The following is a 24,011-nucleotide window of genomic DNA, read 5'->3' as shown; positions in this document are numbered from 1 at the left end:
TCCACGCGCTGGAGGCCTTCCACGCGGATGTCGCGCACCGTGAAGGGTTCGACCGCCCAGGCGGCGCTGGCGGCCAGAGCGCCTGCGACCACGGTGGCGACGCTGCGCAGGCGGAAGCGACGGAGTTTTGTGTTCATGTGTGAAATGGGCCGGCGCAGAGAAGGCCGACGATAGTTAACCAAAGAGCCCGAACAGCCGATTGACATCGTTGAAAAGTGCGATGGACATCATCACCAGCAGCAGTGCAACACCGCCACGTTGAAACCGTTCCATCCATGCGTCCGAGACGCTTTTCCCCGTTAGGCCTTCCCAAAGATAATACATCAGGTGCCCCCCATCCAAGACCGGGAGCGGCATGAGGTTCAGGACGCCCAAACTCACGCTGATGAGGGCCAGGAAAACCAGATACTGGGTGAACCCGAGGCTGGCGGATTTGCCGGCGTAGTCGGCAATCGTGAGCGGTCCGCTGAGGTTTTTCAACGACGCTTCGCCGATGATCATCTTGACCATCATGCGCACGGTCAACGCCGACACTTCCCAGGTCCGCACGATGCCGCCCCGAATGCCGTCTATCGGACCGAGACGCACGGTCATCATCGCTGGCGGCGCTCCCACATAGGCAGCAATTCGCCCCACTGCCACCCCATTTTCATCGCGCACGTCTGGAGCGACCTCGATCGACAAGTCCCGCCCGCCGCGCGTTATCTGCCACGTCTGCGCACCATGGGTCGACGCGCGGATCAGGTCGCGCAATTGCTGACCGTCGATGATCGCGGTCGAGCCGACTGCGCGCACGAGATCGCCCGACTGCAAGCCAGATCTCCGTCCTGCGCCGCCCGCCATGACTTCTCCAAGCTCCGGTCGAGCCAGCGGAGACAACAGACCGATCTTGCGAAACATCTGCGCATCGGCATCCTTGGCCTGGATACGACTGAGCGGTAACACCAAACGGCGCGCGCTGCCCTGCCCGTCGCCAGCGATATCCACCGTGAGGTCGCGCCCGTCGAGGGCAGCACGGGTGATGCGCCAGCGCAGTTCCTCGAAGGTCTGCAACGGTTCGACATCCCCGTCAAAACCCGCGGCGGCAACTCGCTCGCCGCCACGGAATCCGGCTTGCTCGGCAAGGGATCCTGCAACCGGCCGCGCCAGGATGGCTATCGGCTCGTCGACACCAATCCAGTTGACGACCGAGTACAAGGCAGCTGCCAGCAGCAGGTTGGCGATCGGACCCGCCGCGACGATGGCTACGCGCGAGCGCAACCTCTGCGTGTTGAAGGCCCGGTGCCGTTCTTCGGAAGCCACAGGCGCTTCGCGCTCATCGAGCATCTTGACGTAGCCGCCAAGCGGAAACATGCCGATCACGAACTCCGTGTTCTGACCCGGATGCTGGCGCTTGGGCTGCCAGCGATAGAGCGTCTTGCCGAAGCCGACGGAGAAACGGAGTACCTTCACACCGCATGCGACAGCGACGCGGTAGTGGCCATACTCATGAACCGCAATCAACACGCCAAGCGCAACGACGAATGCAATGATGGTGAGCATCGGAGTCCTTGAGTCGAGCCGTCTCAGGCCATGAAGCCAAGGACCGCTGCATTGGCTGCCGCGCGAGCTGCGGCGTCGAGTTCCAGCAGATCGCCCAGAGAGCGTGGTCTGGACGGCGACACCGCCTCCAGCGTTTCCAGATTGACCGCATGAATGCGATCGAAGCGCAAGCGCTTTGCCAGAAACGCCTCGACCGCGATCTCGTTGGCGGCATTCAGAACCGCCGTCGTGCCGGGCAGTCCACGCAAGGCCTGCCACGCGAGATCGAGCCCGGGAAACAAGTCGGCATCGGGGGCGTAGAAAGTCAACGCCTGCATTTTGCGGAAGTCGAGCGTCGACGCACCGCTTGCAATGCGGTGCGGCCATGCCAAGCCGACCGCAATCGGTACCCGCATGTCCGGCGTACCCAGCTGGGCCATCACGGACGCATCCGTGAACTGCACCATCGAATGCACAACGCTCTGCGGATGGATGACGACCTCGATCTGGTCTGGGGTCACTCCAAACAGATGCCGTGCCTCGATGACTTCGAGGGCCTTGTTCATCATGGTGGCCGAATCGACGGAAATCTTGCGTCCCATGACCCAATTGGGATGTGCGCAAGCTTCTTCTGGAGTCACCGCACCCAGCGTACCGGCGGCACGGCTGCGAAACGGCCCACCCGACGCGGTAAGGATGATCTTGTCGATGCGCTGAGCCCACGTCGAAGCGTCTTCCGGCAAGGACTGGAAGATCGCCGAATGTTCGCTGTCGATCGGCAGAAGCGTCGCGCCGCCTGCTCGTACGGTGCTCATGAACAGCTCGCCACCGACGACCAGCGCCTCCTTGTTGGCCAGCAGCAGGCGCTTTCCGGACCGCGCTGCGGCCAGGCACGGTGCGAGGCCGGCAGCACCCACGATCGCGGCCATGACGACATCGACCTCCTCATGTGAGGCGATGCATTCCAGTGCATCCGACGTCATGAGAACCCGCGTTGCCAGACCGTTTCGACGCAGCTCCCGCTCGAGCTGCGCGGCATGCGGGGCGCTCGCCATGACCGCAAAGCGAGGTGCGAATTTCGCGCACTGCGCGAGCAGTTCGTCCACCTTGGTGGCTGCGGACAAGGCGAATACCTCGAAGCGGTCGAGGTGCCGCGAGATCACGTCCAGCGTGCTCATGCCAACCGATCCGGTCGAGCCCAGCACGGTCACGCGCTGCTTGATCTCCGTCACAGTGAAGCCAACATCATGGCGATCGGGAGTGCGGGCAGCAATGCATCGACACGGTCCAGCACGCCGCCATGTCCTGGCAGAAGATGGCTGCTGTCTTTGGCGCCGGCACTTCGCTTGACGAGCGACTCGACCAGATCACCCACCACGCTCATCGCTGCCAGGAAGACCACTCCAACGATCAGCAGCCACCAGCCCCGTGCCGCAAGTCGGCTGTAGAGACTGGGCACCGCAGCCTGCCAAGAGCCGTCCGCCCAAACCCACGCGAGCGCAAGAATCAATACGCCAACCATGCCGCCCCATACGCCTTCCCAGCTCTTGCCGGGACTGATCGAGGGGGCGAGCTTGTTGCGTGTGAACTTGAGGCCGAACGCACGTCCGGCGAAATAGGCACACACGTCAGCCATCCAGACCAGCACGAAGATCGACAGCAGAAAATTGATGCCCAGCATCCGCGCCTGGACAGCGGCCAGCCAGGCCACCCACAACGCCAGCAGCCCTCCCAGCAAGCGCATGGCTCTGGGAATCGGAGCCCATCCTGGCACGGCGGCACGCAGCAGCGCTGCGCCACCCAACACCCAGCCCGCACTGGCGACGATCCAGATGCCAAGCAGGCTGTGGTCCAGCAACCCCAGCCACCATGACAGCGCGCACAGCGCCACCATCTCGGCACCGAAGAAGCAGGACATGCGGTTGCCATAGCCGTTCAGCCGGCCCCATTCCCAAGCGGCAGCGCCGATCAACACCAGCATCACGCCGCCGAACGGAACATGCGAGGGATAGAACAACGCCGGCAGGAGAATCGCCAGCAGCACAACCGCAGTGATGATGCGTTGCTTGAGCATCAGGCGATCTGCCGTGCATTTGCCGCAGCGTTGAGCTGGGCAGATGTTTTTCCGAATCTCCGCTCTCGCCTCCGATATGCCTCGATGGCCGCGTCCAGCGCAGCTTCATCGAACTCCGGCCAAAGGCGATCGCTGAAAAACAATTCCGCATACGCGCTTTGCCAAAGCAGGAAATTCGACAAGCGCTGTTCTCCGCCAGTGCGGATGAAAAGATCGGGGTCTGGCACGTGGGCCAGCGCCATGGCACGGTCCAATGTGGCTTCGGTCAAAGGCTCGCCGCGGGCGGCGAGCTGAGCCGCTGCACGTGCGATGTCCCAACGGCCGCCATAGTTGAAGCAGACATTGAAGACCAGCTTTCGATTGTGTGCCGTTGCAGTTTCAGCCTGCACCAGGCTCGCGATGATCTTCTCCGACAAGCCGCCGCGCTCACCGATGAAATGCAATTGAATGCCGTCTGCCGACAGCTTGGGCACTTCTCGCCCGAGCGCGCCGACCATGAGTTCCATCAGGCCGGAGACTTCTTCGACGGGACGGTTCCAGTTTTCAGAAGAGAAAGCAAAGACCGTGAGTACGCTGATCCCCCGATCGACGCACGCCTTGACGCAGCGTCTCAAGGATTCGACCCCTTGCTTGTGCCCGGCCACCCGCGGCAGGAAGCGCCGGGTAGCCCAGCGCCCGTTGCCATCCATGACAATGGCAACGTGATGCGGAACGGCAGGCGATGCGTCCATCAGACGGCCATGATCTCGGCTTCTTTCGCGGCCACCAAGCGATCGATCTCGCTGATGTGCTTGTCGGTCACCTTCTGGATGTCGGCTTCTGCGCGCTTCTGGTCATCTTCCGAAGCCAGCTTCTCTTTGACGAGCTTCTTCACAGCTTCGTTGGCGTCGCGGCGCAGATTGCGCGTGGCGATCTTGGCGCTCTCGCCTTCGTTGCGCACGAGCTTCGTCATTTCCTTGCGACGCTCTTCACTCATGGCAGGCAACGGCACGCGGATCAAATCGCCCATCGATGCAGGATTCAAGCCCAAGTCGCTTTCGCGAATGGCTTTTTCGATCTTTGCACCCATGTTCTTTTCCCACGGCTGGATGCCGAGCGTGCGCGAGTCGATCAGCGACACGTTGGCCACCTGGCTCAGCGGCACCGAAGAACCGTAGTAGTCGACGTGTACCGAATCCAGCAGAGCCGTATTGGCACGGCCGGTGCGGATCTTCGTGAGGTTGTTCTGGAATGCGGCGATCGACTGGTTCATCTTCGCGTCGGTCGCACTGCGGATATCTGCAATCGTCATTTCTCTTTGCTCCTCAGGCATGCACGAGCGTGCCTTCGTCCTCCCCCATGACGACGCGCTTGAGCGCGCCGTTCTTGAGGATGGAGAACACCTTGATCGGCAGCTTCTGGTCGCGGCACAGCGCAAAGGCCGTCGCGTCCATGATGCCGAGGTTCTTCCCGATCGCCTCGTCGAACGACAACGAGGCGTAGCGCGTCGCGCTCGGGTCCTTTTGCGGGTCGGCTGTGTACACGCCGTCCACCTTCGTGGCCTTGAGCACCAGCTCCGCACCGATCTCCGCACCGCGCAGCGCAGCCGCCGTGTCGGTCGTGAAGAACGGGTTGCCCGTGCCGGCCGCGAAGATCACGACCTTGCCTTCTTCGAGATACTGCAGCGCCTTGGGCCGCACATAGGGCTCGACCACCTGCTCGATGGCGATGGCTGACATCACGCGGGCGATGAGGCCCTGCTTGTCCATGGCATCGGCCAGGGCCAGGGAGTTCATCACGGTGGCGAGCATGCCCATGTAGTCGGCCGTGGCGCGGTCCATGCCGACGGAGCCGCCCGCGACGCCGCGGAAGATGTTGCCCCCGCCGATCACGACGGCGACCTGCACGCCCATGTTCACCACCTCGGCCACCTCGCCCACCATGCGAACGATGGTGGCGCGGTTGATGCCGAAGGCGTCGTCGCCCATCAGGGCCTCACCCGACAGCTTCAACAAGATCCGCTTGTGGGCTGGACGGGCATCGGGCATGGACAACTTCCTTGAAAATAATGTGCGGGGCGAGTGTAAGACTTTAGCGGTCGAAAACGACAGGGCCGTGGCCCCGTCGCAGTGCGCAGATCAGGCTGCGGCTTTGGCGGCCGCGACTTGTGCAGCGACTTCAGCTGCAAAGTCGTCGACCTTCTTCTCGATACCTTCGCCAACGACGTAGAGCGTGAAGCTCTTGATCGACGTGCCAGCGGCCTTGAGCATCGCTTCGACAGTCTGCTTGTCGTTCTTCACGAAAGGCTGGTTGTGCAGCGAGACTTCCTTGAGGTACTTTTGCACGCCACCTTCGATGCGCTTGGCAACGATATCAGCTGGCTGCGGCTGCTTGCCTGCGGCCTCTGCGACCTTGCGGTCTTCCTCGGCCTTGCCGGCGGCAACGGCGCGCTCTTTTTCGATCAGGTCGGCAGGCACGTCGGCGCTGGAGATCGCGACCGGCTTCATGGCGGCGATGTGCATTGCGACGTCCTTCGCAGCGGTGTCGTCACCTTCGAACTCGACCATCACGCCGATGCGCGTGCCATGCAGGTACGACGCAAGCTTGCCATTGCCGGCAAAGTGCTTGAAGCGACGGAAGCTCATGTTCTCGCCGATCTTGCCGATCAGGCCCTTGCGAACGTCCTCGAGCGTCGGGCCGAAACCGTCCTGCTCGTAGGGCAGTGCGCCCAGCGCGGCAATGTCGGCCGGATTGTTCTGCGCAGCCAGCTTTGCAGCGGCATTGGCCAGAGCCAGGAAGCTGTCGTTCTTGGTGACGAAGTCGGTTTCGCAATTGATCTCGACCATCGCACCAGCATCGTCGCCGACATACGCCGTGACCACGCCTTCGGCGGTGATACGGCCCGATGCCTTGCCCGCCTTGTTGCCGAGCTTGATGCGCAGCAACTCTTCGGCCTTTTCCATGTTGCCTTCGGCCTCGGTCAAAGCCTTCTTGCATTCCATCATCGGCGCATCGGTCTTTGCGCGCAGTTCGCCGACCATGCTTGCGGTGATTGCAGCCATTATTCGTTCTCCGTATTCAAAAAATTCAGGTCAAAAAAAGGGGCACCAAAGCCCCTTCTTCAGGCTCGCGAGGAGCAATTTCAGGCGGATGCGCCTTCTTCGACTTCGACGAAGTCATCGCCGGCGCCTTCGGCGACAGCTTTCACGACGTCGTTGGTCGCGCTGTTGCGGCCTTCGATGATCGCGTCAGCGATGCCACGGGCGTACAGAACCACGGCCTTCGACGAGTCGTCGTTGCCAGGGATCACGTAGTCGATACCTTCGGGAGAGTGGTTCGAGTCAACCACGCCGATCAGTGGAATGCCCAGCTTGCGGGCTTCTGCGACGGCAATCTTGTGGAAGCCCACGTCGATCACGAAGATCGCGTCCGGCAGCGCGGTCATGTCCTGGATGCCGCCGATGTCCTTTTCGAGCTTCGCGATTTCGCGCGAGAACGTCAGCTGTTCCTTCTTGCTCAGGCTGTCGAGGCCGGCTTCCTGCTGCGCCTTCATTTCCTTCAGGCGCTTGATCGAGGTCTTGACCGTCTTGAAGTTGGTCAGCATGCCGCCGAGCCAGCGGGTGTCGACATAGGGCACGCCAGCGCGACGGGCTTCTTCAGCCACGATTTCACGGGCTTGGCGCTTGGTGCCGACCATGAGGATGGTGCCGCGGTTGGCGGTCAGTTGCTTGGCGTACTTCATCGCGTCCTGGAACATCGGAAGCGACTTTTCCAGGTTGATGATGTGAATCTTGTTGCGATGGCCGAAGATGAACGGGGCCATCTTGGGGTTCCAGAAGCGGGTTTGGTGGCCGAAGTGGACACCGGCTTCCAGCATTTCGCGCATGGTTGTCGACATAGGAATTACTCCAAAGGTTGGGTCTAAAATCCAGCCCGTTTTGTGCCTTCGCAAGAAGCGCACAACACCTTGAATGGGCCGGTTTGCGGATTTGTTTCACGATTAGGGAATGCCCCTAGGCGAAACCCAACGAGTATAGCATGCGCCTCGCCCCTTGAACCTTCCGAAGAGCAATCCATGCGCCCCGATCTGCACGCGACCCGCCTTGCCCTCGCGGCACAACGCACCGACGCACGCACCGAAATGGCGCACTCGATCGAGGCAGCGGCGGCGCCCGCCAACGCGCATACGTTCACACGAACGATGTGCGACGAAGCCGCGCAGGCCGCCGAGTCCGGCAATCCGGAGCAGCAGCTTGGCGGCCTGAGTTTCTCCGCCAAGGATCTCTTCGATGTTGCCGGCCAGTCGACACCTGCGGGATCGATCGTTCTGGCGCATGCGCCGGCCGCCACCATAGATGCACCGGCTGTGGCGCGTCTGCGCGCTGCCGGCGGCGTGCTGATCGGGCGCACGAACATGACGGAGTTCGCGTTCTCGGGTGTCGGCATCAATCCGCACCATGGCACGCCAGCCAATGCCTGCAGCCAGGACGCGCCGTTGATTCCTGGTGGGTCTTCGTCGGGTGCGGCGGTGTCGGTCGCAACCGGCGCCGCCTTCATCGGGCTCGGCTCCGACACCGGCGGCTCGATCCGGATACCGGCGGCGCTGAACGGCATCGTCGGCTACAAGAACACCGCGCGACTGGTGCCAACGGTTGGCGCGCTTCCCTTGTCCACCACGCTGGATACGGTTTGCGCCATGACCCGATCGGTGCGCGACGCGATCACCGCGCACGAAGTCATGGCAGCACGCAAGGTGAGCGTCGACGGCAAGCCGTTGGCGACGCGCAGACTGGCGATCGCGACGACCACTTTCTTCGACGACATCGAGCCGCAGATCGCGAAAGCCTTCGAGCGCAGCATCCAGATGCTGCGCGCTGCAGGCGCCCGGATCGACGAAATTGAGCTTCCCGAACTCAAGGAGCTGCCGTCGATCAACGCGGGCGGTGGCTTCTCGCCGGTCGAGGCTTACGCCTGGCACCGGTTGCTGCTGGAGCGCAGCGGCGCGGGCTACGATCCGCGCGTGGCACAGCGCATGCTTCGTGGCGCCAACATGAGAGCCTACGAATACATCGAATTGGTCCACGCGCGCCGCGACTGGATCGCGCGCATGGAGCGCGCGCTGACGCCATTCGATGCCGTGCTGTCGCCGACCGTACCGATCGTCGCGCCGCCGATCTCAAGCGTGGCGCCTGGAGAAACACGCGACGGCGAATTCTTCCGAATCAATGCGCTTCTCCTGCGCAATCCGTCGGTCGTGAACATGCTCGACGGCTGTGCGATCTCGATTCCATGCCATGTCGAGGGAGAATTGCCGGCTGGCTTGATGATCTGGCATGCAGCACTGCATGACGATGGCATCCTGTCGGCTGCGCTGCAGGCAGAAGACTGCCTGAAGCGTCATTGAACCAAGCCCCTTTCAAGCGGACAGGCCGCTCCTACACAAGAATACGTCAATGAAAATCGCGATAGTGGGCGCCGGAATCATCGGCGTGACCACCGCCTGGGAGTTGGCCTCTGACGGCCACGAGGTTTCAGTCTTCGAACGCCGCGGCGCCGTCGCCGAAGAATCCAGCTTTGCCAATGCCGGAGTGGTCGCGCCAGGCTACGTCACCCCCTGGGCTGCGCCGGGCATGCGCATGAAGGTCCTGCGCTCGCTGTTCTCGACCCATGGCGCCATCAAGGTTCGCTGGCCGCTCACCGGCAGTGACCTGCGATGGATGGCCTTGTGGCAACGTGCCTGCAAGCTCGAAACCTACCTGGCAAACCGCACCCGACTTCAGCGACTCGCTTTTTACAGCCGAAACCGGCTTCATCACATCACGTCTCAGCAGGAGTTGAGCTACGAGCGCAGTGACGGCTATCTCGTTCTGCTGCGCTCGAAACGAGAGCGAAAGCTGGTTCAACCCGGCCTGGACGTGCTGCGCGCCGCTGGTAGCGTTTTTCGAGAGATCGACGCGGACGAGGCGCGAAAAGTCGAACCCGCATTGAGCAGCGACACCGACCTCGCAGGCGCCATCCACCTGCCGGAAGACGAAGTCGGCAACTGCAGACAATTCGCGTTGCTGCTGCGGCGAGAGGCCGAGGCGCTGGGTGCGCGCTTCTACTTCAACTGCGACCTCGCGCCCTTGAGCCGTGCTGCGCCACGCTCCTTGTCGCTTGCCGGTGGCTCCGAATCGCACAGCTTCGACGCAGTCGTCGTCTGCGCCGGTGTGGCATCGGCGAAGTTGCTGTCCCCGCTGGGACTGCGATTGCCGATCGTCCCCGTCTATGGACACTCCATCAGCGCCAACGTCCGGGAGTCGCTCAACGCGCCACGCAGTGCGGTGATGGACGAACGCTACAAAGTGGCGATTTCCCGGATGGGCCAGCGCGTGCGCGTCGCAGGAAGCGCCGAGATCGGCGGCGTACCCGACACGATGAATCCTGCTGCGTTGCAGACGCTCTACAAGGTCTTGCACGACTGGTTCCCGGGCGCGGTCACCTTGCAGGCCGGAGTCCAGCAATGGAAAGGCGCGCGGCCGATGCTGCCTGACGGCCCTCCGATCATCGGACCCAGCGGTGTTCCCGGCGTCTGGCTGAACCTTGGCCACGGCTCCAGCGGCTGGGCGCTTTCCTGCGGCAGCGCACGCGTGCTGGCGGATCTGGTCGGCGGCCACGACGCGGGCGTCGACCTCGAAGGGCTGGGCATCGAGCGCCTGCTCTAGCTGGATATCGGGCTTGATCCACGCACACAATGGCGCATGGATCGCATCAACACCGGCTCCGACTCCCTGCTGTTCGACACCGCGGCCACCCGGCGCATCGAGATTGCCGCTGCCGCCAAGCTGCCACCCCACACGCTGATGCAACGCGCCGGCCTGGCGGTCGCCCGGCTGGCGATGGCGCTCGTGCCGCATGCACGCACCATTTGGGTCGCTTGTGGCCCTGGCAACAATGGCGGCGATGGGTTCGAAGCGGCGATGCAATTGCAGCAGCGTGGCTTCCACACGATCGTGACTTGGTCAGGGAATGGCGATCGGCTGCCGCCGGACGCACGTCAATCACTGCAACGGGCACAACACGCCGGCGTCGTTTTCGCCGACATGCCACCAGCGGCCTTCGATCTGGCGATCGATGCCATGCTCGGCCTCGGCGCCAGCCGGCCGCCTGAAGGCCTCATGGCGGATTGGCTGCTGCGCATGCACGGTGGATCGGCGCCGGTGCTGAGCATCGATCTGCCTTCGGGCTTGAACGCAGACACCGGCGCATGGGCTATGCCCGCTTCCGGCCGCGCACCGACGACCGGGCCACGCCACAGCCTGAGTCTTCTGACGCTCAAACCCGGTTTGTTCACCGCCAGCGGGCGCGACGCAGCGGGTGAGGTCTGGTTGGATGATCTCGGTGTCTCTCATGCCGAGACGGCCACGGCACGCCTCGTCGGGTCGCGACCGGCCCGTGCCCGACCACATGCCAGCCACAAGGGCAGTTTCGGTGACGTTGCCGTGATAGGTGGCGCCCAGGGCATGGTCGGAGCGGCGATGTTGGCGGCTTCTGCGGCGCTGCATGGAGGCGCCGGTCGGGTGTTCCTCGCTCTGCTCGATCAGGCTGCCGGTGCACTCGACATCACCCAGCCCGAACTGATGCTTCGTCACCCCAGCACGCTCGATTGGAAACAGATGACCGTCGTGTGCGGCTGTGGCGGCGGCAACGATATCGGCGTCGAACTGCCACGCGTACTCTCGACCGCTGCTGCCTTGATCCTTGATGCCGATGCACTCAATGCGATCGCGCGGGATCCCCTGCTGCAGTCGTTGTTGAAGCGTCGTGCGATGCGCGAGTGGCGCACCGTGCTGACGCCACATCCGCTCGAGGCCGCGCGGCTGCTCGAAACGGACACAGCGAGCGTGCAAGCAGACCGACTGAAAGCCGCACTGCATCTGGCCGAAACATTCGCCGCGACCGTGATCCTCAAGGGTTCGGGCAGCGTGATCGCATCACCCGGCGCACTGTCGCGCATCAACACGACCGGCAACGGGCGACTGGCAACGGCTGGAACGGGCGATGTGCTCGCCGGCATGGTGGGTGCAGCACTTGCCAGCGGGCTCTCTGCGTTCGACGCCGCATGCGAAGCCGCCTGGCAGCACGGCGCGCTGGCGGATGAATGGCCCGACATGCGCCCGCTGACGGCCAGCGCACTCTCTCGACGTGCCCTGCCCGCTCAGGATTGAGCACCGCACTGCACGTGGTCGAGTGACGAATACCTCTCGGTCAGCCGCGTCCGACGAAGGGCATTTTGGTGGCCATCACGGTATGGAAGAGCACATTGGCTTCAAGCGGCAGATTTGCCATGTAGAGCACCGACTGCCCGACGATCTTCACGTCGATCATCGGCTCGACCGCGATGTCTCCATTCGCTTGCGGCACGCCCTTGGCCATTCGCGCGGCAAGCTCTGTGATTGCGTTGCCGACATCGATCTGCCCCACCGCGATGTCGTATTTGCGTCCATCCAGCGATGCCGTCTTGGTCAACCCCTCGACTGCATGCTTGGTCGCCGTGTACGCGGCTGAATTCGGCCGTGGCGTGGTCGCGGAGATGGACCCGTTGTTGATGATCCGGCCGCCCCGCGGCGTCTGGGCCTTCATCGTACGGAATGCTTGCTGGATGCAATAGAACATTCCATTGAGATTGATATCGACCACACCCTTCCATTGCGCGGGGGTCCAATCTTCGAACGGCCCTGGCGGATTGCTGACACCCGCATTGTTGAACAGCAGATCGACCCGACCGAAGCGCTCGACCGCAGCCGAGAAAAGAGCCTGGACCGACTCGGCATTGGCGACATCCGTCGGCACCGCAAACGCTCGCGACGCCGCACCCGATTCTTCTGCGACCTGCTCCAGCGGCTCCAGCCGACGCCCGGCCAGCACGACGCTCCATCCGTCGGCCAGCAACGCCAGCGACGCCGCACGCCCGATGCCACTTCCCGCGCCCGTCACGATGGCGGTGCGCTGCACACTCGATGTCATGATTTTCTCTTTCTCAACGGCGCGGCTTGCGCCCTTTGACTTTGTTGGCCGCCTTCTTGACGGCTGCCTTGAACACCTGCATTGCTGATTGCGGACCGCGGTCGGTCGACACCGGCTCAGCGTTCTTGCTGCGCGCACTGCGCTTCGCCGCCGACTTGGTCGGCACGCCGGTCGCAGACGCAACGCCCTTGTCTTTCACGGCGCGGCCAGCCAGTTCTTCACCTTCACGCACCAAACGGAAATCGATCTTGCGTCCGTCCAGGTCGACGCGACTGACCTGCACACGCACCCGCGTACCGATCGCATAGCGGATGCCCGTGCGCTCGCCGCGAAGTTCCTGACGCATCTCGTCGAACTTGAAGTATTCGCCGCCGAGTTCGGTGATGTGGACCAAGCCTTCGACATACATCGCGTCGAGCGTGACGAAGATCCCGAACGTGGTTGCGGCCGATACGACACCGCCGTACTCCTCGCCAAGATGCTCGCGCATGTACTTGCACTTGAGCCACGCCTCGACATCCCGGCTGGCTTCGTCGGCGCGCCGCTCGTTGGCACTGCAGTGCAGCCCCGCCGCTTCCCAGGCCTGAACTTCCTTGCTTGGCGCGACGGTCGTCTTCTGCGGTTTCTGCGTTGGCGATTTCACGCGCGAAGCGAGCCGCTTGGCCAGCTTGGCATGCGCCTCGCCGGGCGTCGGCAACGCGGGCAACTGGTACTTCGAATTGCCCAGGATCGCCTTGATCACGCGGTGCACCAACAGATCGGGGTAGCGCCGGATCGGGCTGGTGAAATGCGTATAGGCCTCGTAGGCCAGGCCAAAGTGGCCGCTGTTGATCGGTGTATAGATCGCTTGCTGCATCGAGCGAAGCAGCATCGTGTGGATCTGCTGTGCGTCCGGCCGCTCCTTCGTCGCCTGCGCGATCGCCTGGAATTCACCAGGCTTCGGATCGTCCGAAATCGACATGCCCACACCCATGGCCTTCAGGTATCCACGCAGGATTTCCTTCTTCTCGGGTGTCGGGCCTTCGTGCACGCGATAAAGGCCGGGATGCTTGCCTTGCGCGATGAAGTCGGCGCTGCAGACGTTGGCGGCCAGCATGGCCTCCTCGATCAGCCGATGAGCTTCATTGCGCGTGCGGGGGACGATCTTCTCGATACGGCCGGCGTCGTCGCAGATGATCTGCGTTTCCGTCGTCTCGAAGTCCACGGCACCACGCGTCGAGCGCTGCTTCAGCAACGCCCGATAGACGTCCGCAAGATTCAGCAGATCCTTGACACGAGACTTGCGCTTTGCGGCTTCGGGGCCGCGCGTGTTCCCCAAGATCGCCGCAACTTCGGTGTAGGTGAAACGGGCGTGGCTGAACATCACGGCCGGATAGAACTGATAGGCATAGACCTCGCCGTCAGCCGCCACCAGCATGTCGCAGACCATGCAGAGGCGCTCGACCTCGGGGTTCAGCGAGCACAGGCCGTTCGAGAGCTTCTCGGGCAGCATGGGAATCACGCGGCGCGGGAAGTAAACGCTCGTCGCACGATCGTAGGCATCGATATCGATGGCCGAGCCCGTCTGAACATAGGCGCTCACGTCGGCGATGGCCACGAGCAGTCGCCATCCTTTGCCACGACCGACCTTGGCGGGCTCGCAATACACGGCGTCGTCGAAGTCACGCGCGTCTTCGCCGTCGATGGTGACCAGGGGTACGTCGGTCAGATCGACGCGGCCCTTCTTGTCAGCAGGCCGAACCTTGTCGGGCAGCGCTTTGGCCTGTGCGAGGCACGCCTCGGAGAACTCGTGCGGTACGCCGTACTTGCGTACGGCGATCTCGATCTCCATGCCTGGATCATCGATCTCGCCCAGGACCTCTTTGACACGGCCGACTGGCTGACCAAAAAGCGCCGGCGGTTCGGTCAGTTGGACAACCACAACCTGCCCCACCTTCGCGGGGCCCGTCGCGCCCTTTGGAATCAGAACGTCCTGGCCATAACGCTTGTCTTCTGGTGCCACGAGCCAGATGCCGCCTTCGTGCAGCAAGCGACCGATGATCGGTTGCTCCGGTCGCTCAGTGATCTCGACGACACGTCCTTCCGGACGGCCTCGGCGGTCCTGCCGCACGATCCTTGCCTTGACCCGGTCCTTGTGAAGCACCGCACGCATCTCATTGGGCGGCAGATAGATGTCCGCCTCGCCGTTGTCTCGCTGCACGAAGCCGTGCCCATCTCGATGGCCCTGAACCGTTCCTTCGATCTCGTCGGGCAGGCTGCTGGGTTGTGCATTATTTTTGATACAATCTCCTTCGTTCCTGAAATTCAAAACGCGTTGCAAGTTTCTTGCAACATGTGGGCCCAGATGGCGGAATTGGTAGACGCACTAGTTTCAGGTACTAGCGAGTAACATCGTGGAGGTTCGAGTCCTCTTCTGGGCACCATACCGAATACAGATAGTCCTTGGCTGATCATTGATCGCCAGGGATTTTTTTCGTCCGCATGGACCTGATCGAATGTGCAGGCCAGCGAGCCAGCGGCTGCATTGCCGATCGGCTGTTGACTGGACGAAATTCTGGCGTGCGGCATGGGTGTGATGTCACGAGTCTATCCCGAGCACGACGCAGCACCCGTGCGCACCAGGCAGATCGCGATTCCATCAATAAAAATGGCACCGCCCTCTGAGACGCGATTTTTATTGCTATACTCTAAGACTTCCTGAAATTCAAAACGCTCTGCAGGATTCTTGCAGAGCGCGGGCCCAGATGGCGGAATTGGTAGACGCACTAGTTTCAGGTACTAGCGAGTAACATCGTGGAGGTTCGAGTCCTCTTCTGGGCACCAAGACTCAATGAAACCCCTGGCAAGTTTTGAACTTGCCAGGGGTTTTTTGTTTTCCAAGGCAAGCCGTCGATCAAATGGGAAGCGCCACCAGATCATGTCCTTCGGTACCAACGATGCGCGCGCGAGTGAACTCGCCCACCTTCATGGTCTTGCTGATCTTCTCCGGCGGCAATAACCGCACCGTACCGTCGATCTCGGGCGCATCGGCATAAGTGCGACCCACGCCGCCTTTGCGTCCGAGGCCTGGCGCCGAATCGACCAAGACCTGCATGGTCGCACCCACACGCTTGCGCAGCTTTGCGATCGACACGGCCTCGGCCACCTCCATGAAGCGAGCGCGACGCGCTTCGCGCTCGGATTCCGGCAGCATTCCAGGAATCTCATTGGCGGCAGCGCCTGCCACGGGACTGTAGGCAAAGCAGCCTGCGCGATCGATCTCGGCCTCGCGGATGAAATCGAGCAAATGCTCGAACTCGGCTTCGGTCTCCCCTGGGAAGCCTGCGATGAAGGTGCTGCGGATCACGAGCTCCGGGCAGATCTCGCGCCAGCGTGCAATGCGCTCCAGATTCCTCTCTCCACTTGCAGGCCGCTTCATGCGACGAAGCACATCGGGATGGCTGTGTTGAAGAGGCACGTCGAGATACGGAAGAACCGATCCGCTGGCCATCAAGGGAATCACGTCGTCGACACTGGGATAAGGGTACACATAGTGCAGCCGCACCCATGCGCCATACGGTGCGGCGATCTCGCCCAGTGTCCGAACGAGATCCAGCATGCGCGTCTTGACGGGCTTGCCATCCCAGAAGCCAGTGCGGTACTTCACATCGACGCCGTAAGCCGAGGTGTCCTGGCTGATCACCAGCAACTCCTTCACGCCACCTTCGAACAATGCCTTGGCCTCACCCAGGACATCGCCCACCGGGCGCGACACCAGATCACCGCGCATCGAAGGAATGATGCAAAAAGTGCAACGGTGATTGCAGCCTTCGCTGATCTTCAGATATGCGTAGTGACGCGGCGTGAGCTTGAGGCCTGCCACGCCGAAGGCATTCGGTACGAGGTCGATGAAAGGATCGTGCGGCTTGGGCAGGTTCGCATGGACGGCGTCCATCACCTCCTGCGTCGCATGCGGACCCGTCACCGCCAGCACGCTCGGATGCATCGCGCGGACCAGGTTGCCGCCTTGATCGTTCGTCTTCGCGCCCAGGCAACCGGTCACGATCACACGGCCGTTGTCTGCGAGCGCCTCGCCGATGGTGTCCAGACTCTCCCTGACGGCGTCATCGATGAACCCGCAGGTGTTGACAATCACCAGATCGGCGCCCTCGAAGGTCTTGGATGTCTGATAGCCCTCGGCGCTCAGCCGGGTCAGGATCAACTCTGAATCAGTCAGCGCCTTGGGGCAGCCGAGGCTGACAAAGCCAACTTTGGGTGCCGCTGACGGGGCAATTCGTTCGGGGGTGGCAACTTCACTCATCGGCGTATTGTCCCAGCTAACGTGCCTCACTGCCGGACAACGGCATTCGGACTCGGCACTCGGCGCTCGGCGAAACGGCGAGCCCGTCGCCACCACATCGGCGTATCAGGGGCGCTTGATACCGAAAGCGCCCAGAACCTGCTCCGTGTTCTTCTGCATCTGCTCCTGCAACTGAACGAACACGTTCTTGGACTGCTCCACATAGCTGCCCATCAAGCCGTGAAGCATCGGCGATTGCATGGTCATGAAATGCGCCCACATTTCCGGCGTCAGGTTTTCAGCCTTGCTTGCGAGCTCGGCTTGCACTTCCGTCATCGCCTGGATGTTCTTTTCCAGATAGGGCCCCATGTAGCCTCTCATCGCGTGACCATAGAAACGGATGATGCTGGCCAGCACGGGTTCGGTGAACATCGGCGCTCCGCCGGCCTCTTCCTCGAGAATGATCTGCAGCAAGATGGCGCGCGTCAGGTCGTCGCTGCTTCTTGCATCGCGCACGACGAAGGACGTACCCGACATCACCAATTGCTTGACTTCGGCGAGCGTGATGTATGTGGAAGTGTCCGTGTCGTAGAGCCGCCGATTCGGATACTTCTTGATCACCCGCTGCGCCGGCTTGCCATCGGACTTCTTACTCTGCACTAGGACTCCTTGCGTTCGCCGTTGGTTGCGCGAACGATTCTAGGGAGACCGTTTGCTGCACTGCGCCAAGGTTTACCCTGTGCAGGCCGATTGCGAAGACGAAGTCGACATCCAGTCCGCATATGAGAGATCGGGCTGAAAACGATGCTGAAGAAAGGAGATGAAATCTCCCGCCAATTTCCCAAGAAACCTATGAGGGCTGATGCCTCATAGGGGAAAATTGGTAGGCGCGATTGGATTCGAACCAACGACCCCCACCATGTCAAGGTGGTGCTCTAACCAACTGAGCTACGCGCCTGGATATTTATCCGAGATCAAGATTATAGCACGCAAAAACGGGCATTGTCATTTCCTTCTCGCAGATCGAACGCCGGACACTGCCGAGACGACACCGAGCACCTGGATCAATCGTGCCGCATCTGCGATTTCGATCGTGAAGGTCATCCATGCAGTGCCCTTCACGGACTGTGTCTGCACACCAATGACATTCATCTTCTCTCGCGCGAACACGTCCGAGATATCACGCAACAGCCCTTGGCGGTCCGCAGCCTCCACGGCAACGTCGACCGCATAAACCGAGCCTTCGTCTTTTTGTGCCCGGCCCCATTCGACGTCAATGACTCGCTCGGCGCTGTGCGCAGCCATTGTGCGGAAGTTGCTGCAATCCGCGCGATGAACACTCACACCGTGCCCGCGTGTGACAAAGCCCGAGATGGCATCGGGGGGCGCCGGCTTGCAGCATTTCGCCAATTGGGTCATCAGCGACGAAACGCCGACGACCAGGACACCACCCTTGCCCGCCTTTTCGCTCGCGCGCGGCTTCCTGATGAGCACGCCGTCGTCCGGATTCGGCGCGGGCTCTGGCGGCCGCAGAAGCGTCTCGATGCTGCGCAGCGAAAACTCGTCCTTGCCCACGACCTCGAACAGGTTGTCGGCGGACTTGAAGCCCAATTGCGATGCCAGATCTTCCAGCCGCGTCGACGTCTTTCCTTCGCGTTGCAAAAGCTTTTCGACGGCTTCGCGCCCCTTGGCGACCGTCTCGTGCGTGATCTGCGCATTGAACCAGGCCCGCACCTTGGCGCGTGCACGATGGCTTGCCAGATAGCCAAGGTCGGCGTTGAGCCAATCGCGCGACGGACCGCCCTCTTTCGCCGCGATGATTTCCACCGTCTGCCCGTTCTGAAGCGGCGTATTCAGCGGGACCATCACGCCGTCGATGCGCGCGCCGCGGCAGCGGTGGCCAAGGCTGGTGTGCACGGTGTAAGCGAAATCGACCGCTGTCGCGCCTTGCGGCAGCTCGACGATCGCCGCGTCGGGTGTGAGCACGTAGATCCGGTCGTCGAACAATCCCTCGCCGCGCGGGCCGCCGGACAGATCGCGCTCCCATGCCAGCAATTGCCGCAGCACCGCGATCTTCGCGTCGTACTCGCCGCTGGCCCAGACGCCGGCGTAGCCCTTGGGACCGGCCTCCTTGTAGGCCCAGTGCGCTGCCACGCCGTGCTCAGCGTGATCGTGCATCTCCTCGGTGCGGATCTGGATTTCTATCGGCTTGCCCGCCCTGCCGTCGACCACCTTGCGCACCACGGTATGGAGTGACTGGTAGCCATTCGGCTTCGGGCGCGCGATGTAGTCGTCGAACTCCTCATCGATCGGCTGGAAGTGCGAATGCACCCACGCCAACGCCGCATAGCAATCCTTCACATCCGGCACCACGACACGCAGTGCCAGGATGTCGAACACCTGCGCGAAGTCGAGCGACTTGCCGCGCATTTTCTTGACGATGCTGTAGATGTTCTTGGGGCGCCCCTGCACCGCAGCGCGAATACCTTCGCCGTGCAGTTCGCTCTCGAGCTGCGAACGCAGTTGCTCGACATAACCTTCGCGTTCGATGCGCTTCTCGTCCAGCAAGCGCGCGATCAATTGATAGGTCTCGGGCTCCAGAAAGCGGAAGGAGAGGTCCTCGATCTCCCACTTGACCTGCCAGATGCCCAGCCGGCTCGCCAGCGGGGCGAAGACCTGCAGCGACTCGCGCGCCACGCTTTCGGGCACCGGACGCTTGCTCGCTGCCGCATGGCGCAGCGTCTGCAGGCGTGACGCAAGCCTCAGCATCACCACGCGCAGGTCGCGCGAGAAGGCCAGCAGCATCTTGCGAACGTTCTCGGTCTGCGCACCGGTGCCGTCGGCCGTGTGGGCGCCCACGGTGGCAAGACGCGTCTGCTTCTGCACGTGGACGAGCTTGGTCGTCTCGACCGCCAGCGACGCAAAGTTGTCGCCGAAGACCTTCGCGATCACCTCCTGCGGCCGGTTCAGATGCTGGCACGAATAGACCAGATAGCTGGCGGCCTGCATGGCCTCGGAGCCGCCCATGGCGGCGACGATCGCGGCAACCGCGTCCGCGTGAGCGAGCGTGTTCTCGCCCGTGTCGAGCGTCTCGTCGGCGATCAACGGCTCGGCGAAGGCACGCGCACGGCCCAACATGTTCGCCATGATCGGCGAACGCTCGGCAGTGGCAGCCGACAGCGGATAGTCGACCACGACTGGCTCGGTCGCGGCACGCGCCGGCACGGTGGAAGGATCTCGTTTCACTCAGTCCAACAAAAAAGATACGACGACCGCACTCTGGGCGGCCGCAACGAAGGTGGGCGCATGCCCCACTCCCTCGAACTCGACAAGATCCGCACGAGGACCGCGCTGTGTCATCGCGAATGCGGTCTCTTTCGACAACAGATCGGATACCGCCCCTCGTACAAGCAAGGTTCGTGCGGAGATTGCATCGTAGAGCCCCCACATGACGGCCTGGGCCTGCACGGATGCTTCCGGCGTCATCGCGCGAAGCGGAACCGCAATCGCTGGGTCGTAGTGCAGCACGACCGGGCCGGAGCCCGCTTCCGGCGCATCGATCCTGGAGTGCCCATCCATGCTGCGCTGCGACATTGGAACGACCATGTGGCGCGACAACTCGAGCCACTCCTGCGGCGTATGCGGGCCGAAGGTCGTCGACAGCGCCCACATGGCGTCTGCGGCCTCCTGGACATCGGCATAACGACCGACCTGACCGACGTAGGAACCGATGCGCTGCAACGCGCCCGCATTCAAGACCGGGCCGACATCATTGAGCACCAGCCGGCGGATCGGCACCGGCAGCGGGAATTGGTGATAACCCGCAAGCAGCATGCCGATCAATCCGCCCATGCTGGTGCCGACATAGTCGAACGCGCCGATCGCTTGCTGCGCATGCAGTTGCCTAAGCAGGCCGAGCATGTCGGCGGCGTAGACCGGCGGCTGATAGCCCGCGGGTTCCTTCAGCCAATCACTGGCGCCGCGGCCGACGACGTCCGGGCAAACCACGCGAATCCGCCCGCCAGCGCGCTCGACCAGCGCACGCGCAAGCACATCGAAGTCACGGCCCTGCCGCGTCAGCCCGTGCGCGCACACGACGAGGTGCCGGCTTGCCGGATCACCCCACTGCCAATAGGCCATGCGGTGACCGCCTTGGGCGTCCTCGCAATCGACGAAATGGAGGGCGGGTTCAATCATGGCTGGCAGCGGGTCTGGGTGCGGATAATCGTCTCGCTGCATCCTAAATCATCCGGAGATTCATCATCATGCTCAAAGGCAAAACAGCGCTGGTCACGGGTTCCACCAGCGGCATCGGACTCGGTATCGCCAGATCGCTTGCGCAACAGGGCGCGAACATCGTGCTCAATGGCTTCGGCGACGCCGACGCCGCCAAGGCGGAAATTGCGGCACTCGGTGTGGAGGTCGGCTATCACGGTGCAGACATGAGCAAGCCGGATCAGATCGAAGACCTCATGGGCTATGCCGCATCGAGCTTCGGCCGCGTCGACATCCTCGTGAACAACGCCGGCATCCAGCACGTTGCCAAGGTCGAGGACTTTCCAGTCGATCGATGGGACGCGGTGATCGCGATCAACCTCAGCAGCGCCTTCCACACGACGCGCCTGGCGGTGCCTGCGATGCGTGCGGCCAACTGGGGCCGCATCATCAACATTGCGTCCGCTCACGGCCTGGTCGCGTCTGCGCAGAAGTCGGCTTACGTTGCCGCCAAGCACGGCATCGTCGGCTTCACGAAATCTGTCGCGCTGGAGACGGCAACCACCGGCATCACCAGCAACGCGATCTGCCCGGGCTGGGTGCTGACGCCCCTGGTGCAGAAGCAGATCGACGCGCGCGCCGCCAGCGCAGGTATTTCGCTGGAGCAGGCGCAGACCGAGTTGCTCGGTGAAAAACAACCTTCGCTGCAGTTCACGACCGTCGAGCAGCTTGGCGGACTGGCCGTCTTCCTGTGTTCACCGGCCGCAGATCAGGTCCGCGGCGTGGCGTGGCAAGTCGACGGCGGCTGGACCGCACAGTAGCGCAACAGCCATCGGCAAGCCGCAACGTACGCCAGGCGTCCGGGCCACGAACGCCTGCTACTTGAGCTGCACGGAACCGGACACGTTGACCACCACGTTGGTCTTGCCGGCTTCCACCGGCACGGCGGAATCCGAGATCGACTTGGCAGACGCCTGCATCGCCATCATCCGCGGGCGGATCGGGCCATCCTGGCTCGCATTGACCGACACCTCGCGCAAGGTGTAGCTGGCAAAGCCGAATCCTTTGGCCAGCGAGTCCGCCTTTTGCTTGAAGTTGTCGATGGCCAGCGTCTGCGCATCGGCCTCCACCTTGGTGCGTTGCTCGCGGCTGAGGCCAAAGCCGACGCCGCCCACCGTCAACGTCGTGATGCGGCCTGCCGTCTGCGTGATCCGCGGAAAGTCACGCCCTTCGAGAATCAGTTCCGCCGAACCCTGCCACCCGTTGATCTTCCCTTCGCGGGTATAGCGCGGCGACAGGTTGAAGCTGCCCGTACGCACATCCAGTTGGCCGGGTTGCGCGTTGCGCTTCGCTTCAGCCAGCGCCGCGTCGAGCGCAGTCTTCAGCTGCGCCTGCACGCCCGCTGCCTCCGTGCCTTCGCGCGTGGTCGTGAGCGACATGCTGAGCAAGTCCTGCTGAACTTCGACGGTGCCGCTGGCCGACAGCTGCAGCACGTTCTGCGGCTCGGTCCAGGGCACGGCCTGCGCGAATGCTGCGCCCGTGCTGGCCAGCACGCCAAACAACGCCATCGATCGGAAGATTTTCAAACGGTACTCCAAGAAAAAAGGGAGGGATGAAGAACAAGGAAGGCCCACATCGGGAATCTGGCCCGGCGTGGTGGGCACGCTGAGATCAGCGCCGCTGGCTGCGGGGCAAGGTCAACGCACGTTCCGGCGACATCGGGGGCGCAGGTGCCGACGGGGCGATGTTGCGCCGGGTGTCCTGCATCTGCGAGGGCCCGGCCCCAGCCCATTGGCGGCGAACCTGCTCGCGAAGTTCGGCACGCTCTCCAGCCGTCAGGTGACGACCGGCAGCGGCCTCCTCCTGCTTGATCTCTTCACGCTGCTCTGCGCGATGCGCCTCGACCGCGCGCCTCAGATCGCCGGAATTGAACGAAGCCACCTGCAACAGCACGGGCGAAGCCGACCACGCCGACGCGCAGAGTGCGGCGAGGAGCAACGGCAGCGGTAAGCGATAAAAGAAAGAAGTCATGCGCAAGAGTGCAACTTTGCCACCCTCCATGGGCTCCGATATGAATAGATCGCGGCGCTGCGCAAGTTGTGTAACTTACTGTCAGACAACTACCCGAACTTGCCGAATGGCGTTCTAACGCCTTCAGAATCGGCTCTGTTACAAATTCACCGTTGTAGAAATGAATCAGACTCTCACCCGCACCGACAAGGTCGTGATCGTTGACGACGACGCCCGCATTCGTGACCTCCTGCGTCGCTATCTGACGCAGGAAGGCTTCGAGGTGATCGTCGCCGAAGACGGCAAGGCCTTGAACCGAATCCTGCTGCGCGACACCGTTGATCTGATCGTGCTCGACTTGATGATGCCCGGGGAAGATGGCCTGTCGGTGTGCCGAAGATTGCGTGCGGCGAACGATCGCACGCCGATCATCATGCTCACGGCCAAGGGTGAAGATGTGGACCGCATCGTCGGACTCGAGGTCGGCGCCGACGACTATCTCGGCAAACCCTTCAACCCCCGCGAACTGCTGGCACGCGTCCATGCAGTGCTTCGCCGCCGGCCTCCGCTCGAGGCACCTGGTGCACCGTCGACAGACAACGAGACCGTGACCTTCGGTCCGTTCAGTTTCGACCTCGGCTCACGCACGCTGAAAAAGGATGGCGAAGAGCTGTCGCTGACGACGGGCGAATTCGCCATGCTGAAAGCGCTGGTTCGTCACCCGCGTCAGCCGTTGTCTCGAGAGAAGCTGGCGCAGCTCGCCCGAGGACGCGAGTTCGAACCCTTCGACCGCAGCCTGGACGTTCAGATCTCGCGTCTGCGCAAGCTGGTCGAGGCCGATGCGGCTGCTCCGCGCTACATCCAGACGGTCTGGGGTGTGGGCTACGTGTTCGTGCCGGACGGCACCGCCTGAGTTCGCGAGGCTCA

Annotated in this window: 21 protein-coding genes and 3 tRNA genes; 7 read left to right on the top strand and 17 right to left on the bottom strand. The window is 62.6% G+C overall.

Annotation, left to right across the window (positions count from 1 at the left end; translation table 11 throughout):
- Positions 1 to 174: 174 nt before the first annotated feature.
- The 8 genes from rseP to rpsB all read right to left on the bottom strand — a co-directional run bounded on the left by rseP (position 175) and on the right by rpsB (position 7,472).
- Positions 175 to 1,542: an RIP metalloprotease RseP gene (gene rseP / locus AC07PZ_RS27555; protein WP_495298342.1), complete on the bottom strand. Its 1,368-nt coding sequence runs from the start codon at positions 1,540 to 1,542 to the stop codon at positions 175 to 177.
- A 23-nt stretch (positions 1,543 to 1,565) separates the two neighbouring features.
- A complete protein-coding gene (gene ispC / locus AC07PZ_RS27550; protein ID WP_495298358.1) occupies positions 1,566 to 2,744 on the bottom strand; it encodes a 1-deoxy-D-xylulose-5-phosphate reductoisomerase in 1,179 nt (392 codons plus the stop codon).
- A gap of 5 nt (positions 2,745 to 2,749) precedes the next feature.
- Positions 2,750 to 3,595, bottom strand: coding sequence for a phosphatidate cytidylyltransferase (locus tag AC07PZ_RS27545; protein ID WP_495298341.1), 846 nt, complete (start codon positions 3,593 to 3,595; stop codon positions 2,750 to 2,752).
- Positions 3,595 to 4,326: a polyprenyl diphosphate synthase gene (gene uppS, locus AC07PZ_RS27540; protein WP_495298340.1), complete on the bottom strand. Its 732-nt coding sequence runs from the start codon at positions 4,324 to 4,326 to the stop codon at positions 3,595 to 3,597. The genes AC07PZ_RS27545 and uppS overlap by 1 nt, the downstream gene beginning before the upstream one ends.
- Positions 4,326 to 4,886 (bottom strand): ribosome recycling factor, encoded by a 561-nt coding sequence (frr, locus tag AC07PZ_RS27535; RefSeq protein WP_495298357.1) that lies wholly within the window; start codon positions 4,884 to 4,886, stop codon positions 4,326 to 4,328. The genes uppS and frr overlap by 1 nt, the downstream gene beginning before the upstream one ends.
- Before the next feature lie 13 nt (positions 4,887 to 4,899).
- Positions 4,900 to 5,622, bottom strand: a complete 723-nt coding sequence (gene pyrH / locus AC07PZ_RS27530) for a UMP kinase (protein ID WP_495298339.1) — start codon at positions 5,620 to 5,622, stop codon at positions 4,900 to 4,902.
- Between the two features lie 90 nt (positions 5,623 to 5,712).
- Positions 5,713 to 6,636, bottom strand: a complete 924-nt coding sequence (tsf, locus tag AC07PZ_RS27525; RefSeq protein WP_495298338.1) for a translation elongation factor Ts — start codon at positions 6,634 to 6,636, stop codon at positions 5,713 to 5,715.
- Between the two features lie 80 nt (positions 6,637 to 6,716).
- Positions 6,717 to 7,472, bottom strand: coding sequence for a 30S ribosomal protein S2 (gene rpsB / locus AC07PZ_RS27520; protein ID WP_495298337.1), 756 nt, complete (start codon positions 7,470 to 7,472; stop codon positions 6,717 to 6,719).
- 177 nt (positions 7,473 to 7,649) lie between these two features.
- On the opposite strand from rpsB, the gene AC07PZ_RS27515 reads away from it, so the two are divergent.
- Genes AC07PZ_RS27515 through AC07PZ_RS27505 form a run of 3 tightly spaced genes read left to right on the top strand, consistent with a single transcriptional unit; the run spans position 7,650 to position 11,781 of the window.
- A complete protein-coding gene (locus AC07PZ_RS27515; RefSeq protein WP_495298356.1) occupies positions 7,650 to 8,978 on the top strand; it encodes an amidase in 1,329 nt (442 codons plus the stop codon).
- Between the two features lie 49 nt (positions 8,979 to 9,027).
- Positions 9,028 to 10,278, top strand: coding sequence for a D-amino acid dehydrogenase (locus tag AC07PZ_RS27510; protein ID WP_495298336.1), 1,251 nt, complete (start codon positions 9,028 to 9,030; stop codon positions 10,276 to 10,278).
- 36 nt (positions 10,279 to 10,314) lie between these two features.
- On the top strand, positions 10,315 to 11,781 hold the full coding sequence (locus tag AC07PZ_RS27505; protein WP_495298335.1) for an NAD(P)H-hydrate dehydratase: 1,467 nt from the start codon (positions 10,315 to 10,317) through the stop codon (positions 11,779 to 11,781).
- A 40-nt stretch (positions 11,782 to 11,821) separates the two neighbouring features.
- On the opposite strand, the gene AC07PZ_RS27500 is transcribed toward AC07PZ_RS27505, so the two are convergent.
- Together AC07PZ_RS27500 and rnr are read right to left on the bottom strand one after the other, a co-directional pair.
- Complete coding sequence (locus AC07PZ_RS27500) at positions 11,822 to 12,580, bottom strand: SDR family oxidoreductase (protein WP_495298334.1); 759 nt, start codon at positions 12,578 to 12,580, stop codon at positions 11,822 to 11,824.
- Between the two features lie 13 nt (positions 12,581 to 12,593).
- Entirely contained in the window at positions 12,594 to 14,834 is a 2,241-nt protein-coding gene (gene rnr, locus AC07PZ_RS27495; RefSeq protein WP_495298355.1) for a ribonuclease R, read from the bottom strand.
- A gap of 84 nt (positions 14,835 to 14,918) precedes the next feature.
- On the opposite strand from rnr, the gene AC07PZ_RS27490 reads away from it, so the two are divergent.
- Positions 14,919 to 15,003, top strand: a tRNA-Leu gene (locus AC07PZ_RS27490).
- 315 nt (positions 15,004 to 15,318) lie between these two features.
- A tRNA-Leu gene (locus AC07PZ_RS27485) sits at positions 15,319 to 15,403 on the top strand.
- 70 nt (positions 15,404 to 15,473) lie between these two features.
- On the opposite strand, the gene rimO is transcribed toward AC07PZ_RS27485, so the two are convergent.
- From rimO to AC07PZ_RS27460, 5 genes are all read right to left on the bottom strand, one after another.
- A complete protein-coding gene (gene rimO / locus AC07PZ_RS27480) occupies positions 15,474 to 16,880 on the bottom strand; it encodes a 30S ribosomal protein S12 methylthiotransferase RimO (protein ID WP_495298333.1) in 1,407 nt (468 codons plus the stop codon).
- A 105-nt stretch (positions 16,881 to 16,985) separates the two neighbouring features.
- A complete protein-coding gene (gene phaR, locus AC07PZ_RS27475; protein ID WP_495298332.1) occupies positions 16,986 to 17,519 on the bottom strand; it encodes a polyhydroxyalkanoate synthesis repressor PhaR in 534 nt (177 codons plus the stop codon).
- A 221-nt stretch (positions 17,520 to 17,740) separates the two neighbouring features.
- Positions 17,741 to 17,817, bottom strand: a tRNA-Val gene (locus AC07PZ_RS27470).
- A gap of 47 nt (positions 17,818 to 17,864) precedes the next feature.
- Positions 17,865 to 20,006, bottom strand: a complete 2,142-nt coding sequence (locus AC07PZ_RS27465) for a RelA/SpoT family protein (protein ID WP_495298354.1) — start codon at positions 20,004 to 20,006, stop codon at positions 17,865 to 17,867.
- 99 nt (positions 20,007 to 20,105) lie between these two features.
- Complete coding sequence (locus AC07PZ_RS27460) at positions 20,106 to 21,056, bottom strand: alpha/beta fold hydrolase (protein ID WP_495298331.1); 951 nt, start codon at positions 21,054 to 21,056, stop codon at positions 20,106 to 20,108.
- A gap of 65 nt (positions 21,057 to 21,121) precedes the next feature.
- Between AC07PZ_RS27460 and AC07PZ_RS27455 the strand changes: the two genes are divergently transcribed.
- Positions 21,122 to 21,895 carry a 3-hydroxybutyrate dehydrogenase gene (locus AC07PZ_RS27455; RefSeq protein WP_495298353.1) on the top strand — a complete coding sequence of 258 codons (774 nt, stop codon included), beginning with the start codon at positions 21,122 to 21,124 and terminating at the stop codon, positions 21,893 to 21,895.
- Positions 21,896 to 21,952: 57 nt separating this feature from the next.
- Here the strand turns inward: AC07PZ_RS27455 and AC07PZ_RS27450 are convergent, their stop codons facing one another.
- The gene (locus tag AC07PZ_RS27450; protein ID WP_495298352.1) at positions 21,953 to 22,642 is read right to left on the bottom strand and encodes an SIMPL domain-containing protein; all 690 of its coding nucleotides are present in this window, start codon (positions 22,640 to 22,642) and stop codon (positions 21,953 to 21,955) included.
- A 103-nt stretch (positions 22,643 to 22,745) separates the two neighbouring features.
- A complete protein-coding gene (locus AC07PZ_RS27445; RefSeq protein WP_495298330.1) occupies positions 22,746 to 23,105 on the bottom strand; it encodes a hypothetical protein in 360 nt (119 codons plus the stop codon).
- 160 nt (positions 23,106 to 23,265) lie between these two features.
- Here AC07PZ_RS27445 and ompR point away from each other — a divergent pair, with 160 nt between their 5' ends.
- Positions 23,266 to 23,997, top strand: coding sequence for an osmolarity response regulator transcription factor OmpR (gene ompR / locus AC07PZ_RS27440; RefSeq protein WP_495298329.1), 732 nt, complete (start codon positions 23,266 to 23,268; stop codon positions 23,995 to 23,997).
- Positions 23,998 to 24,011 lie beyond the last annotated feature (14 nt).

Source organism: Variovorax sp. GW821-FHT10B04, from assembly GCF_059415645.1.
Note: the sequence above shows the minus strand (reverse complement) of the source record. Positions and strands in the feature narration are given on the sequence as shown.